Annotated in this window: 18 protein-coding genes; 4 read left to right on the forward strand and 14 right to left on the reverse strand. The window is 33.8% G+C overall.

What is annotated here, in order from left to right; all coding sequences use genetic code 11:
* Positions 1-58: 58 nt before the first annotated feature.
* The 3 genes from WBG07_RS12520 to WBG07_RS12530 form a co-directional block, all read right to left on the reverse strand.
* A complete protein-coding gene (locus WBG07_RS12520; protein ID WP_340201784.1) occupies positions 59-529 on the reverse strand; it encodes a hypothetical protein in 471 nt (156 codons plus the stop codon).
* A 118-nt stretch (positions 530-647) separates the two neighbouring features.
* Positions 648-890: a VF530 family protein gene (locus WBG07_RS12525; RefSeq protein WP_340201786.1), complete on the reverse strand. Its 243-nt coding sequence runs from the start codon at positions 888-890 to the stop codon at positions 648-650.
* A 181-nt stretch (positions 891-1,071) separates the two neighbouring features.
* Positions 1,072-1,929: a glycoside hydrolase family 16 protein gene (locus tag WBG07_RS12530; protein WP_340201788.1), complete on the reverse strand. Its 858-nt coding sequence runs from the start codon at positions 1,927-1,929 to the stop codon at positions 1,072-1,074.
* Between the two features lie 355 nt (positions 1,930-2,284).
* Between WBG07_RS12530 and WBG07_RS12535 the strand changes: the two genes are divergently transcribed.
* Together WBG07_RS12535 and WBG07_RS12540 are read left to right on the forward strand one after the other, a co-directional pair.
* Positions 2,285-2,941 carry a TrmH family RNA methyltransferase gene (locus tag WBG07_RS12535; protein ID WP_340201790.1) on the forward strand — a complete coding sequence of 219 codons (657 nt, stop codon included), beginning with the start codon at positions 2,285-2,287 and terminating at the stop codon, positions 2,939-2,941.
* A 55-nt stretch (positions 2,942-2,996) separates the two neighbouring features.
* The gene (locus WBG07_RS12540) at positions 2,997-3,374 is read left to right on the forward strand and encodes a VOC family protein (protein ID WP_340201791.1); all 378 of its coding nucleotides are present in this window, start codon (positions 2,997-2,999) and stop codon (positions 3,372-3,374) included.
* Between the two features lies 1 nt (position 3,375).
* On the opposite strand, the gene WBG07_RS12545 is transcribed toward WBG07_RS12540, so the two are convergent.
* The 8 genes from WBG07_RS12545 to WBG07_RS12580 all read right to left on the reverse strand — a co-directional run bounded on the left by WBG07_RS12545 (position 3,376) and on the right by WBG07_RS12580 (position 10,171).
* On the reverse strand, positions 3,376-3,957 hold the full coding sequence (locus WBG07_RS12545; protein ID WP_340201792.1) for a DJ-1/PfpI family protein: 582 nt from the start codon (positions 3,955-3,957) through the stop codon (positions 3,376-3,378).
* Positions 3,954-4,745 carry an agmatinase gene (speB, locus tag WBG07_RS12550; protein ID WP_340201793.1) on the reverse strand — a complete coding sequence of 264 codons (792 nt, stop codon included), beginning with the start codon at positions 4,743-4,745 and terminating at the stop codon, positions 3,954-3,956. Before speB ends, WBG07_RS12545 begins: the two co-directional genes overlap by 4 nt.
* Before the next feature lie 307 nt (positions 4,746-5,052).
* Positions 5,053-5,508: a DUF1801 domain-containing protein gene (locus WBG07_RS12555; RefSeq protein WP_340201794.1), complete on the reverse strand. Its 456-nt coding sequence runs from the start codon at positions 5,506-5,508 to the stop codon at positions 5,053-5,055.
* A 20-nt stretch (positions 5,509-5,528) separates the two neighbouring features.
* Positions 5,529-6,032, reverse strand: a complete 504-nt coding sequence (locus WBG07_RS12560; protein ID WP_340201796.1) for a hypothetical protein — start codon at positions 6,030-6,032, stop codon at positions 5,529-5,531.
* Positions 6,033-6,485: 453 nt separating this feature from the next.
* Positions 6,486-6,941, reverse strand: a complete 456-nt coding sequence (locus WBG07_RS12565) for a toxin-antitoxin system YwqK family antitoxin (RefSeq protein ID WP_340201797.1) — start codon at positions 6,939-6,941, stop codon at positions 6,486-6,488.
* Between the two features lie 6 nt (positions 6,942-6,947).
* Positions 6,948-8,294 carry a hypothetical protein gene (locus tag WBG07_RS12570; protein ID WP_340201798.1) on the reverse strand — a complete coding sequence of 449 codons (1,347 nt, stop codon included), beginning with the start codon at positions 8,292-8,294 and terminating at the stop codon, positions 6,948-6,950.
* A 90-nt stretch (positions 8,295-8,384) separates the two neighbouring features.
* Positions 8,385-9,107 (reverse strand): LytR/AlgR family response regulator transcription factor, encoded by a 723-nt coding sequence (locus tag WBG07_RS12575; protein WP_340201800.1) that lies wholly within the window; start codon positions 9,105-9,107, stop codon positions 8,385-8,387.
* Entirely contained in the window at positions 9,104-10,171 is a 1,068-nt protein-coding gene (locus tag WBG07_RS12580; RefSeq protein WP_340201802.1) for a sensor histidine kinase, read from the reverse strand. The genes WBG07_RS12575 and WBG07_RS12580 overlap by 4 nt, the downstream gene beginning before the upstream one ends.
* A gap of 290 nt (positions 10,172-10,461) precedes the next feature.
* On the opposite strand from WBG07_RS12580, the gene WBG07_RS12585 reads away from it, so the two are divergent.
* A complete protein-coding gene (locus WBG07_RS12585) occupies positions 10,462-11,220 on the forward strand; it encodes a DUF481 domain-containing protein (RefSeq protein WP_340201803.1) in 759 nt (252 codons plus the stop codon).
* Between the two features lie 45 nt (positions 11,221-11,265).
* Here WBG07_RS12585 and WBG07_RS12590 read toward each other — a convergent pair whose 3' ends face one another.
* The 3 genes from WBG07_RS12590 to WBG07_RS12600 form a co-directional block, all read right to left on the reverse strand.
* The gene (locus WBG07_RS12590) at positions 11,266-11,631 is read right to left on the reverse strand and encodes a nuclear transport factor 2 family protein (RefSeq protein WP_340201805.1); all 366 of its coding nucleotides are present in this window, start codon (positions 11,629-11,631) and stop codon (positions 11,266-11,268) included.
* A gap of 307 nt (positions 11,632-11,938) precedes the next feature.
* Positions 11,939-12,106 carry a hypothetical protein gene (locus WBG07_RS12595; RefSeq protein WP_340201807.1) on the reverse strand — a complete coding sequence of 56 codons (168 nt, stop codon included), beginning with the start codon at positions 12,104-12,106 and terminating at the stop codon, positions 11,939-11,941.
* 141 nt (positions 12,107-12,247) lie between these two features.
* Positions 12,248-13,636, reverse strand: a complete 1,389-nt coding sequence (locus tag WBG07_RS12600) for an MGH1-like glycoside hydrolase domain-containing protein (RefSeq protein ID WP_340201808.1) — start codon at positions 13,634-13,636, stop codon at positions 12,248-12,250.
* Positions 13,637-13,956: 320 nt separating this feature from the next.
* Between WBG07_RS12600 and WBG07_RS12605 the strand changes: the two genes are divergently transcribed.
* On the forward strand, positions 13,957-14,472 hold the full coding sequence (locus WBG07_RS12605; protein ID WP_340201809.1) for a cupin domain-containing protein: 516 nt from the start codon (positions 13,957-13,959) through the stop codon (positions 14,470-14,472).
* Positions 14,473-14,520 lie beyond the last annotated feature (48 nt).

Consider the following 14,520-nt stretch of genomic DNA (forward strand, 5'->3'; position numbering starts at 1 on the left):
AAGGTGTTTATAAGCTCTCAAGGATTATTTAATGACACTTCATACTATCGCTAAGGTTTTATTGATTCGCTTTTCTGATGGGTCTGATTTTCTTTTTCGATATTGACATTACCATACTTTTTGGGGGTGTTTTTTTATGGGTTAAGCTGTTGTTTCTTTTTTCAGCCAGTTTAACCCCTTCCAGAATCAGTTTTTTTATTTCGCTTTTTGGAAAAGATGCGATGTTTTTTACTGAAATATGTCTAATTAGTTTCCCTTTTCCGTTTAACTTTATGTTTGCTGTGTTTAATTCCGCTCCGCGATTAAATCCAAAATTCACATGCTTTGTATAAACCGCAATATGACAAAAAGCATCTTTTAGTTTTTCAGATTTAGAATAAGCGATGGCTACTGCATTATAATTATCCCAAATCAATTCGTTTGCTTCTGGTATTAGATCGGTCACAAAACTTCTGAGTTCTAAGGTTAGTTTTTGGATTGCTTCGTCATAGGGTTTTAAAAATTCTTTAAGTTCCGGATTTTCTTTCATCTCTTCTTTTTTCTATAAGACTTTTTTTTACTTTCTCACTTAGAGAGATTGAACATAAATAATAGGGTATAAAATTCTTTTTCTTCTAACAGCTACGCTATGGGTGTTTGATGGGATGTTATTTTTTACTCTGTAAATTAAGATAAAGTCGTTCCACTTTAGTTCTTGCCCATGGGGTTCTTCTTAAAAATTTAAGACTCGACTTCACTGAAGGGTCGTTTTTGAAACAATTGATATTAATTTTCATGGCTAAACTTTCCCAGCCATAATGTGCAACTAGTGACTCCACTATAGTTGCCAATTTCACTCCGTGCAGAGGGTTGTTGGGTTGTTCTTGTTGTTGATTGTTTTGATTATCCATTAAATAAGGTGATTCATTCTTTAAAGTAAACTATAACAGTAGTTCGCCTTGAAACTGCCAAATATTTAGTCTAAAATAGGGATTTCTTTATTTCACTGCGTAAAAAATATGTTTTGGTAGCAAATGTTAATGAAATTGGAAGGCTTTAACTTCCCATTTTCTCAAACGTTCTTCGTTAGATTTATTGATAAACTCTTATGTAGTCTATTTCCATAGAACTCTCTACAAAAGTTGGATCAATATCTGGTTCTATTGCGATATTTAATAAAATATATTGATCCGAATCAAAGGGCCAGGTTTTAGTGTTTTTTACAGATGGATGGTATGTATAATGTTCTTCACCATCCACACGAAACACCATTTTATCTTTAGACCATTCAACAGAATATACATGAAATTGATTTGAGGGGTTTACTATTGTTTTACCTCCAAGGTTTATAACTTTATCTCCATAACTTGACGCAGTATGCACTGCACTTTGCACATAATTAGGATTTTTTCCCCAATATTCAAGAATATCAATCTCCCCACACTCAGGCCAGTTAATAGTTCCATATCCTTGATTATCCCAATAAGCACCATCTTCATCTATGGTCTTACTCAACATCCAAATGGCTGGCCAAGTACCAACACCGGCTGGAAGTTTTGCCCTTACTTCTATTCGCCCATAGGTAAAAGCAAATTTAGAATTCAATCTAGCAGAAGTGTACTGCTTTATTTCACCTTGGTCATCAAATATTTCTTTTTTTGCAACTATGTTCAAAAAGCCATTTTTTACATATGAATTATCTTCTTTGTTGGTGTAATGTTGAATCAATCCACCATACCAGTTTCCCCCGGGAGGAAGCTGTGTTTGTTGATGCCATTTCTCTGGATCAATGGCTCCTTCACCATTAAACTCATCTGCCCATACCAAAGTATTAAATTCAGAATAATCTTCAACCGCTTTAGTGCTGCCAAAAATGAAATATAGAACCAGAAATAATCCAGTAACTATAACAATATAAATTGTGGTTTGCTTTACCATGTCTACATTCAAATTATTAGTTTTTGATTTTGGAATTACGCATACGTTTTAGTTTTTTTCAGTCTATTGGCATTTTTATAATTTTTCTTTAATTGAGTTTTATTCATTTTAATTTTCCACAAGACTTTTCCAGTGCTTTCTTTCCAAAAAAACAACGTCTTACAAGAGTAATGTTTTTTAGGATCTAAGGTGATAGAACGTTCGCAAAACCAAACAATACCAATAAAATTCATATAGGTATCACCGTCCAACTGTAAAGCCACCAAAAAGATACTACTTTTATTGTACCCTTTTAAGAAGTTTTAAAAGACACGAATGATTTTTTGTATTTTTAATGGTAATTAAAGAAATAGCTAAAATAAACCCTATGCAGCAGGAAGAAATGTTGGCATATCTTGAAACCTTCCTTACCAAAGCAAGAATAGAAAAATTTGAAGCCATACTTTCCAGAAGAACTAATCACTTTACCGTAGCCGTGGAAGATGTCTATCAGGCACATAATACCAGTGCAGTGATAAGGAGTTGTGAAGTTTTCGGAATACAGGAAGCCCATCTTATAGAAGCAAAATTTGGAGATACATTAGATACAAAAATAGCGATGGGTGCCCAGAAATGGGTTGATGTGTATAGATATGATCATACAAAAGCATGCATTGATAAACTGAGGAATACAGGATATCAGATTATTGCGACTACCCCTCATAATGATTCCTGCTATTTATATGATTTTGATATCACTCCTAAAAGTGCTTTCTTTTTTGGAACTGAAAAAGATGGAGTCTCAGAAACCGTTATGAATGCTGCAGATGGATTTTTAAAAATTCCTATGGAAGGCTTTACAGAGAGCTTAAATATTTCTGTATCGGCTGCCATTATTTTGCAAGCGGTTACTTCTAGATTGCGAAACTCCAACATTAACTGGAGGCTAGATGAATGTGAAATTTTTGAAAAGAAACTTGATTGGACAAAAAAGTCTATTAAAAATGTAGACAAGATTCTCTCCAGAAAGATGGATATAGAGTGAAAATAAAGTATAGATCAATTTACAAAATTGATCTATTCACTTAAAAACTTGAGATATGGAACACAATATGGTTGGTTGGTTTGAAATTCCGGTAGTGGAGATGCCAAGGGCAAAAAAATTTTATGAAACTGTTTTTGAAATTACTATTTCTGTTCAGGATTTTAATGGAACCCTTATGGGCTGGTTTCCTTTTGTTGAGTCTAAAGGTGGTGCATCCGGGTCATTAATTCAGAATAAGGCGTATACACCTAGTGAGCAAAAGGGAGTTCTTATTTATTTTTCTTCTGAGGATGTCAATCAAGAATTGAATCAAATTCCCCAGGCAGGAGGAAAAATTTTACAACCAAAAACACAAATATCAGAAGAGATAGGTTATATGGCTATTTTTTTAGATACGGAAGGAAACCGGATTGCTTTGCATTCCAGAAAATAAGCTAATTTAAACCATATTCCATATAGTTTGCGGTTTGCTGAACAACCTCTTTTCCGTAAATTTTCTCTACTAAGTGAAAAGAAAGGTCTATTCCAGCAGAAATTCCTCCTGAAGTATAGATTTTTCCAGAACCCGTATATCTCATTGACTTTTGTGGGCTACCGGAAGGAACCAACGTTGCCATATCATCATAGACTTGATGATGGGTACAGTAGGGCATACCTTCTAAAACACCAATTACCGCCAAGACTCGTGAACCAGAGCAAATACTAGCTGTGTATTTGGTGGAAGCATGAACCTTCTTTACTTTATCCATTAGGGCTTTATCTTTAATGAGCGCATTTGTCCCATTGCCCCCTGCAACAATCAAAATATGAATCTCGGGTGCTGTTTCAAAGGTATGATCTGGGTTTACAGATAATCCGTTAACCGCCCGTATGGGGTCTTTAGTTTTTGCAAGCGTAAAAACATTAAAAAGAGTGTGGTCATATAATTCTGAAGCTACGGCAAAGACTTCAAACGGACCGGCAAAATCTAATACTTCTGCCTCCTCAAATATAAAAATAGCAACGTTTAATTTCATAGTTTGTTTTGTATGATAAGAGCCATCATTTCTCGCATCATTTTGGCACAGAGCGCTGCCGTTATTCCATTAAGGTCTCTTTTTGGATTGTATTCTACAATATCTGCCCCAATAATAGGGAGTTTTATTTGACTTAGTAAGTCAATTACTTGTCTTGGACTTAATCCGCCGGGCTCATGATGCGATACCCCAGGTGCATACGCAGGATCAAAAGCATCTATATCTAAAGAGATGTACAGCGGCATGTCTTTTAATTTAATTTTAGTAGGATCAAAATCCTTCATTTCCTGAATCTCAACCCCATATTTTTTAGCTTGTTCTCTTTGATGCGGGTTTAAAGTGCGGACACCAATTTGCGTGAGATGTGAAGCAAGCTTGTCTTGCATAATTCTGGCAAACGGACACGCATGGGAATAGGGGTCGCCTTCAAAATTATCGTAGAGGTCTGCATGTGCATCTATATGAAGTATTTGGAATTTTTTATGTTTAGCATGTAAAGCCTTTAAAACAGGGTAGGTAATAGAGTGATCTCCACCAAGGGTGAATAATAGATTCCCTTTTTCAAGATTTTCAGTAGTAATCTTCTCAATCTCGTCATAGGCAGTGATTTCAAAATCTCCTATATCATCATACAATGTGGAGGTAATTTCAATACCATTTTCTGCATAATAATTAGAAGCTCCAGAATGTAAATATTCGCGAATGATAGGAGGGGCTTCACTAGGACCTTGTAAGTAAGAAGATTTTTCATCAAACAAAATGCCTTGTAATAGTATCTTTTTGTTCATTAATTAAGGTGATTCTAAAATGATTAAAATTTGGGTTCGTGTATAAAAATAGAAAATACTTACTAAAAACCAGCTTTTAATTTCATTCTCTTAACACTTTTATCATAAATAATGGGGGTTGGACATTACCTTATAATTACACAGTAGAAACTTTACAGGAAGCTTTCACAAAGAAGTTTACATGAAGGTTATTTCCAGTTCTATGGCTTTTTTAATTTTGCTTTTTTTTATTAAAGAATAGGTATCATTTTCAATCTCCTGATTGGTAGGTTTCTGTCCAATCCATGGGCTGACTGTTTTATATTTTCTATTTTTTGATATTCATTTCATACATCTTAATCCACTGTTCCACGGATAGTTTTGTGCACAATTCTCCAATTAATTTATAAGGTATGTCATCAAGTTTCTTAAATCTAATGCAGCTCTTACCCATATCTAATTTGCGGTTAGTGTATTTTGGATATTCACTTACAAACCAATCATATAATTCTTTATCGGCATAAATCCCACTGTGATAAACATTGATAGAATTTTTTTGCGATGCAATATTCATGAATGGGAGCGGCAATTCAGGTGTACAATGATACCCCATAGGATAAATGGAATGAGGTACGTAATATCCAATCATACCATAATTAATTCCTTCTTCAAATCCTTCAGAGAGGTTTTTTAATATTACTTCACGTAATTTTTCAATTGCTTCTTTTCTATCTTCAGGAAGTTGTGCTATGTATTCTTCGGGCGTAGTTGCTTTGTATTTCATAAGCTTTTTATTTAGTACCTTTATTTAAGCCAATTTTTATTTATAGAAAAATTAGAAAACCATATCAAAAAAACGCCAATGATAACAACTAAAATGGGCATGGTTACAGCTTGCGCTGTACCGTATACTTCTATTGATGTGGTAAAAAAAACATTATGGATCATCTGAGGAACAATGCCCATCAAGGAGATGATAAAAGCCATTTTGGACCATTTTTTCTTTAAAATCAATCCTAACGAACCAATAAAACCAAAAACAACTGCAACTGCAAATACAATGGTTGTCCAAAGAGGATATTCGCCATAAAGTGCTCTTTCATTATCTGGTAGTTTCGCAATTGCCTCTTCTGAAATAAAAGTATGCGCAAAGAAAGAAAGGACTCCCATGATATTCCACAAAAGAAAGATAATTGCAATTACCCAAAACCAAACAGGTATTTTAATGTTTGTATTTTCCATAGTACTTTGTTTCTTATACGTTTCTTTTAATGCAGCACAACGGCAATCTGTCTTAGGCACAGCCATTGGGGTATCTTAAAAATACATATTTATACTATTTATTGTAACAAAAAATAGATTTTTTGATGGTTGGGATATGTAAAAACGAAAAAATTCAGGATTAATTTTAGGGCTGTTTTTATAAAGATTGGAAGCGTTTTTCTATTTTCAATGCCTTCATATTATAGGCTTGTTTCAACGGTTGGAAGCCGCGAATTTGAACCTTTAAGAATAATCAAACAGAAAATAGATAGAGTTGTCTAAATCTAACGAAAGCAGTTTTTAGAATAGAAACAACAGGATTCACAAATATAGGCGCACAAAACTGTGCAGCATATACTTCTTTATTAGAAATAGATATATGAGCTAAGAATAATGCACTAAAAAATAGGTTGCTATCGGGATTACCACCTACTATAAATTCACATAAGCAGCGGTTTTTCTTGAAGGCTTCAAGACCAAGCTTACACTACAGAAAAATTACCGGGTATAAAATCTTCGGCTTACTACATTTCCTTTCCTGTCATAAAACGTCCACCAGCCTACAGCGTTTTTCCAATGAATGTAGTCTCCTTTTGCTTTGACACTTCCATCCTCATAAAACAGCATTGCTGGTCCTTCAGTTTTGTTATTTACATAGGTGCCTTGCGATTCCTTACGTCCATCCGGATCATAATTAATCCAAATCCCATTTCCTACGCCGTCTTTAAATTGTTGAACAGATTCTAGTTCGCCATTATCATATCTCGCACATAAGAAGCCAGTATACGGCTCTTTACTTCCATTGGCAAAATACTGCTGCCCGTATTGGGTGCCATACTTAACGGTTGCATCATCCATTGAAATGAGTTCTGATGAAGGTGGAATGGTAACAGCATCATTTTGGGCACATGCCATAAAATTTATAAAATATAAAATCGTTAAAAATCTTTTCATACTAGTTTATTTAATCATTAAAAATTGAGATTCCATATAATAGAGGTTCCATATATTTTCTCCATTCTCATCCTTTTCATTTCCGCGATTACTGCTGAAGTAAAAGTATTTTCCATCAGGAGAAAAACTAGGAAACCCCTCAGATTTAGATGAGTTAACTATAGGCCCTAAATTTTTGGGAGCAGACCACTTATTATTTCGTTTTACAGCATAGTAAATATCAGATTCACCATACCCATCGTATCTATCATCAGATCCAAAAAACATAATGTTCCCATCGGGTGAAAACTGTGGCGCAGTATCATAATTGGTATGGCTAGATGGGGGTACTAGTTCTATTGGCTTGTCGTATTTTCCGTTCTTTTTTAAAGTTGCGACAAAGAGATTTGTCACCTTGTTTTTAGAGCCTTTTGTCCAGAAATAAAGATTCCCTTGATTGTCTGTTGCAGGTCCGGCTTCATAATTGGCAGGCCATATATTAGCAGTTTGCATAGATTTATTAATAGTACTTGATAGTGGTTTTGGGTTAGACCACGTATCATTTATATTCTTCATTACCCATATATTCATATCCATTTTTTGTGAGGTATTGCCGTCTGGTAAAGGTCTATAGGAAGCAAAGTAGCACTTGCTACCGTCTTTATTTATAAAAGCCGCTTCGTCTTCATCTGTTGAGAAGGAAGCAATGGACGGTTCGTTCCATCCATTTTTACTTTTTGTAGTTACGTAGATTCGCTTTTTATTGGTATTTAGATCTCTTCTTGTAAAGTAAGCAGTATTGCCATCTGGCATAAAGTTAATTCCCCATTCGTTACCATAAGTAACAGAGATCACTCCTTTTTCAAAAATAAGTGGTTCGTCAATAATTTGTATCCCATTAGTATACTTCTTTCGCGAGCGTAAAATTCCGTTTGCATCGTACAAAAGTTCAATACCCTCTTTTTTACCATTAAGATAGGTGACATCTGTTTTTAACTGGCTGTTTTTAAAATAGTCTTTATAAATTCCTTGAGCGATATCGTTTATATAAAAACTCTCAGAACGCAAGATTCCATTGGGATAAAAATACTCCCATTTTCCATTTCCTAAACCATTTTTCCAATAGGCTCTGTAGCGTAAATTTCCATCGGGATACCACTCAAGCCAAAGTCCTTCAGATTTTCCATTGATGAGTGTTTTCCAAAGCGAAGGACTTCCATTTGCATACTGTTCCGATATAATACCAGTATAATTGCTTATGTCAATGTCTGATTCTTTTGAAATCTTTTGCGGTTCCTGAATTTGAGCTACAGCAATTGGATAAAAGCCAAATGTAGCAATCATAAAATATAAGATTTTCTGTAAGTTTTTCATAGTATTTATTTAAATCATCTCAAACATAGGTAGCAGCAACTATATATCCATACTATTGTAGATGGGTTTGAAAATAGATAGATGAAGTTGTTAAAGAACTATTTTTTTTATTTCTGGAAGGTAGGTATCACTTACTCTAAATTTTTTACCATTGGTTAAAAGAATATAGTAATACCTATCTATTTTCTTAAGTTCTTTAATTGTATTTGTATTAACGAAATGGGAACGATGCAGTCTTACAAAAGATATTGGATTGAAATTGTCTTTAAGTTGTGAGATCCCTTTAGTAGAAAGAAATTCTTCATTTTCAGTAAACACTTTGGTGTAGTCTCCAAAGGCTTCTGCATAGGTAATGTCTGCTACATTAATCATAATTTTTCTCATCCCCTTGTGTAAAATTACTTTTAATGGAAATTCTGTTTCTTTTTGAAGCAACTCCTCCGCTAAAGGAATCAGGCTATCTTGATTCTTCAAGATTCTTTTGAGTGAGCTTTCAAAGCGTTTTCTTCCATAGGGCTTAAGCAGGTAATCAATAGCGTGAACCTCAAAAGCTTTTATGGCATATTGATCATAGGCAGTAGAAAAGATAATTTCAGGAATTTCTTCTAATTGCGTAAGCACCTCAAAACCATTAAGACCTGGCATTTGGATATCCAGAAATATGGTGTCTGGCCTTAATTTATTTATTAATTTTACAGCCTCATATCCATTGGTAGCTTCTCCTATAATGGAGAGTTCTTTATGGATAGCGATGTAATGCCTTAGCAAATCTCTCGCGTCTTCTTCATCATCTATGAGTATAATAGTTTTCAAATTACAAATGAAATTTTAGTTCCTGAAGGTGTATTATCTTCAATTTTTAAGTCTGAGTTATAAATTTTGTTCAGTCGCATTTTGGTATTTAGTAACCCCAAACCTTTTGTTAGCACTGCTTCTTTGTCTTCAATACCAATTCCAGTATCTTCAATAGCGTAATGTAATTGACCTTCTTTTTTTTCTATTTTAATGAGTAAGGTGGAAGGTTCTATTTTAGAAGCAATCCCGTGATTAACTGCGTTTTCAACCAACGGTTGTAATAACATAGGTGCAATTTTATACGTATGTAGTTCTCTAGGTACATCAAAAGAAAAATGTAGACGTTCTTTTAATCTAATTTGCATTAATTCTAGATAGCTTTCAATAAAATCAATTTCTTCTTTTATGGTTACATAGTCATTTTGAGAAGCGTAATTTTGGTATCTAAATAGGTCAGATAATTGCACGATAAGTTCCCTAGTCCTCTCATTTTCTGGTGGTATGGTGGCATTTATAGAATTGAATAAATTATGCAGGAAATGCGGATTTAATTGAGATTTTAAAGCTGTTATCTGACTCTTTAAAGCTGTTTCTCGTAATATTGCCTTCTCTTTTTCTTCATTTTTGAACCTTTTGAAGTATGCGTATGCGTGCATAAAGCCAAATTGCACTAAATAAAAAAGCATAAAAATGTAAAGCGTCCAAATGGTATTGTATCCACTTCTATACATTGCCCAGCCAAAAAAATGGGTTACCCAAAGAAGTGAAAAATAGCATATCGCAATATAGAGTGGTAAGAACAGTAAATGCGATAAAAGTCTTATTTTAAGCGTATAATTAGTGAGTAAAACAGAGGTGATAAACCAAATAGGGATAGTGATCAAAAAACTAATAGCAAATTGAGCTCCGGCTGATGCAAAAAACTCCTCTACATTAAAGTAGGGCGGATGTCCTGGTTTAAATGCTCCCCACGAAATCCAGCTTGCTGTATAATAGATGAGGGTTGAAAAAAAATAGAAACCCACAAAAAGTGTTACATCCTTTTTAGTAGTGATCTGGCCTAATTTTCTCAAAAATTGCATATGTGATACAATATAAAAAATAATAGGGACTCTAAACTCTTGATATCCTTTGAGATTGTAAATGGTTAGATGAATCTGTGGAGCGTAGGTTTTTTACAGAGGAAAAGGGTAATTATTGCCTATTAATGAGAAGTACGGCTGAAGCTGATAAATAAAAATAAACTGCCTATTGATATACTTGTGTCCAGAACCTACCCAATAGAAAATCTTTAATAAACGTGTTGTTAGTTATTTATAAATAATTATATTTCCGGGATTTTTATGAAAGCGTAATTTTAGCGTAAAATAGAATGAAAAAGGTATTGTACTATTTCTTGCTTCTCCCCGTGCTTCTTTCAGCCCAAATTAATGAAAGTGACACGCTTAATTTAAAAGCCAGACTCTCTTTAACCGGGTTTTGGCAGGGAGGAAATGTAGAAACTTTGATTTTTAGAGCTAAGTCTGAGCTCAGTTTTAAACCTTGGAAAAAATGGGTTTTCAAAACTCAAAATTCGTATGTTTATCAGGAGTTTGGTAGGGAAAAAGCAGATGAAGATATTTTGAGTCTCAACTTTTTATATTTTAATCCCAAACGAAAAATATATCCCCAGATATTAGGTTTTGTAAGTACCAATTTTAGAAGAGAAATAGATTTGCGATATCTGTTTGGCGCCGGAGTTACCTTTCAAATTTTAAGCAAGAATGATGATTGGCTCAAATTCTCAATTTCAAGTGAGTACGAGCGAACAGATTTTGGTAAAGCTAGCTTTAACCGTGCAGAGTATGATGGAAGCCAATCTATCAAGACACTTCGTGGTACCATTTGGGTAAATGGGAAATATCATTTATTTAAAAAGAAAGTAATTTTAAATCATGTATTTTATTTTCAGCCCTCTCTTGAGGAAAGCAATAATTATCGGTGGCAAGCAGATGTTGGTTTAGAACTCCCCATTTGGAAGTTTTTAAATTTCAAAATAAATTACCTTAATACCTTTGAAAGCATTGTGATAGAAGACCAAAAACAAGAAGATAGATTTTTAACTTTTGGTTTTACTTTAAAGAGTTATTGACATATTCAGCACAGCTAATTTTAAAGCACCTGTGTAAAATTGAATTTAATTAACAGTAGGAGCCTCATCACCTCTTCCTAAATAAGCTCTAATAGATTTAATTTTATGATCGGTGCCTATGGTAATTACATCAACTACATATAGTTCCTCAGAATCGTCAATAGTAATTTTGAGTTCAGCAGCTACAGTATCATCACTTTCATAGGTAGAGAGTATTTCTATAGCTATTGTATTGACAGATTCAAAATTTTTACGGGTTTCATCAACCGCTTTTTCCTTCCCGCTAACCCTAATTTTCCAATCCCTTAAAACAATGTGATCTGAAAACATTTCTTCAATACCATTTAAGTCCTTTTCAGCATATTTATTTAGATAAGAATGGCAGATTTCTTTATTTGACTTGTTAGACATCTAGATAATGATTTATTAATTTAAAAGTAATTATATACGATTTTATAACTATTTTTCTTATTGTATGGATGGTTTATTATGGCCAAAGCTATTGAAATTTGAGTTCAAACTTACAAAAATGAATGTTTACAATGAAAACCAGTGATTTAATATACTTACAGAAAAAGTAGCGGTAATTATCTCTTAGTGTGAAATAAGGAAGATGGAATAAAAAGTAGGGGAGAACTAAATAAAAAAGCATAACCCATTTCGGATTACGCTTGCTATACACTATAGTTTCTTAACGACTATTTTAAAAAGGAAGTGATTAAAGTTTGCTTAATGCTTTTTTTGCCAAATCTACTTTTTCAGAGAACAATTCTTTTCCTTTTAGATCTTTGGCAATAGTATAAATTCTCTCCTTCGTTACTCTAGACATGGAGAGTACTTTCTTTGCTTTTAAAAAGGTATTGTATTTTTTTCGTATCCGATTCAATTAATTCGGTCTTGTAGGCGGGAATATTATTCAATAGTAACTATTTAAATTTCAAATCTACTATTTTTCATAATGGAAGAAATTACTAATCCTTAAAATTATTAGATAGATACTTTATAAACTAGTTATAAATTTTGGTTATCAAAGACTGTTTTCAATGTATTCCTTATAAATGGCAATGGGTACCAAACCTGTCCATCCACAAAAATCTTTTTTGGCGGGCATTCCATAAGAAATAAGATCTGGAGCATAGTTCTCCCAGAAGGTATCAGTCGCTTCAAAAACTTCAGCTACAGCGGTATAGGTTTTTTGTGCCAGATCTTGCGCTAATTCATGCTTTTCATTAGCCGTTAATCCTTTTAAAACCATATAGGAGGTTGGCGCCCAAACACCACCAAGCCAGTAGTCTCCCCAGCCTTTATAATCAGGATCATCTGCAGACAATGCCGGTAGAGGCGTTTTGCGATAAAAAGTAGCTGGATTGGTGAGATGTGCTAAAAAGGCATCTAACTTGTCTTCTGGAACTAGTTCGCCTAGTAGTGTCCAGTACATACCTATATGTTTGCGTTTAATTTGTTTATCATAGCCTAGATCATAATAAAAAGAATCTTCTTGATTCCAGCATAATTTGTTCAAGGCTTTTTTTAGGTCTGCATGAAATGTTTCATATTGCAGAATATCCTTAGTTTCTCCAATTTCTTGCGCTATAAACTTAAGTTGTAAGGCGTACATTGCCATTTGTGCTGTAAAATCTACGAGTCTGCCTTCTTCATTCCAGACACCTTGTAAGGTTTCCACATAATCTTTAATAAATATATCTAATCGCTCTTCTCCTGTTGCACCGCTCATTTTACCTAATTTTTCTCCTAATTCATGATGTGTCATGCCATTACCTTCTTCTGTAGTCCAGCCACGTGGAAAACGAGGAATATTATCCATACCCATTCCTAATGTATCACCCCAGAACAACTTATCTTCTCCTTGATAACGAGCCACATGAAACTCAAAATTCTTCTTGAGAATGGGATATACTTTTCGCAAGCGTTGTTTGTCTCTATTTACGGTATAGATTTCTGTTTCTGCCAATGCCAATAAAGGCGGATTAATAGAAACAGGGTGTTCTTTTGACCATAAAGGATGCCCATCAATCCTATATTCCCGGCAGATATACCCGTCTGCTTCCATTCTATCATAAAAATTATCTAAGGCTTGGTAAACAGGGAGTTCATCTAAATGATACTTTGCAAAGCAAACTATAAAGCAGGTATCCCAAAGAAAAATATTGTCTGAAAAAGCAGCATCTACAAAAGGTTTTTTAAAAAACGGCTCGCTTTCTCCTCCTCTCACTTTTGATTTGGTAATTTCCAGTGCTTTATGATACATACGTTTGCTTAATTCAGGTGTTACCTTAAAACCTTTAACAATAGTAGGTTCTGGTTTGGAAACATTTGGCGTTTGAGAACAGGAGGTTAGGGCAGTAGTGCCAATAACACCTAAAGCAATATTTTTACTGAAGTCTCTTCTTTTCATATTTTCTTTATAAATGGTTTATTGCTCAAACGGTATGAATGTTTTCTGATTATCTATGGATAAAAGTAGATTCAGTTAAATTTATTGCTATTTATTTTATGGAATACTTTTTTTGGTTAAAATATTTTAAACTTGTTTAACCTTTATAAAGTTAGCTGAAATATTAAAAATAATAATAAAACAGTATAGCGCAAGGATGCCATATTAGTGAAGATAGGAGTCACCCGAAAAATATTGCAAGAAATTAATAGTACAGATGATTTTTTTATAACTTTTGAATTTGGAAATGATCTTAATAAAACCCGCTAAAAATTGATAGAATGAAGAAAAAAGAACAGATTGATGCATTGGTAAAAAAGTTTAACATGCAGCCACATCCCGAAGGAGGGTTTTACAAGGAAACCTATAGAAGTTTAGGAATCATAAATAAATCTGCATTACCAGAAACATTTGGCGGCGATAGAAATTACAGTACGGCTATTTATTTTTTACTAACTGAGGGAAATTTTTCTGCCTTTCACAGAATTCAACAAGACGAACTATGGCATTTTTATAAAGGAGACTCTTTAGAAGTACACGTAATTGATCTTCAAGGAAATTATACTTGTTTCGAAGTAAACAATCATTTAGATGGAGCAGGGGTTCCACAATTAATGGTGCCAGCAGGAAGCTGGTTTGCTTCTTCCGTTAAAAAAGGAGGAAGTTATGCCTTTGTTGGATGCACGGTGGCGCCTGGTTTTGATTTTGCAGATTTTGAATTAGCAGATAGGAACAAACTTTCTACAAAATTTCCGGAGCACACGAAACTTATTCAAGAATTAACTCGGAACTTATAAAAAGACAAGAATGATTTTTAAAAATGAAAAAGGATGATTTTAAGTAAA

The organism is Ascidiimonas meishanensis (genome assembly GCF_037782385.1).
In the GTDB taxonomy this organism is placed as follows: Bacteria; Bacteroidota; Bacteroidia; order Flavobacteriales; family Flavobacteriaceae; genus Ascidiimonas; species Ascidiimonas meishanensis.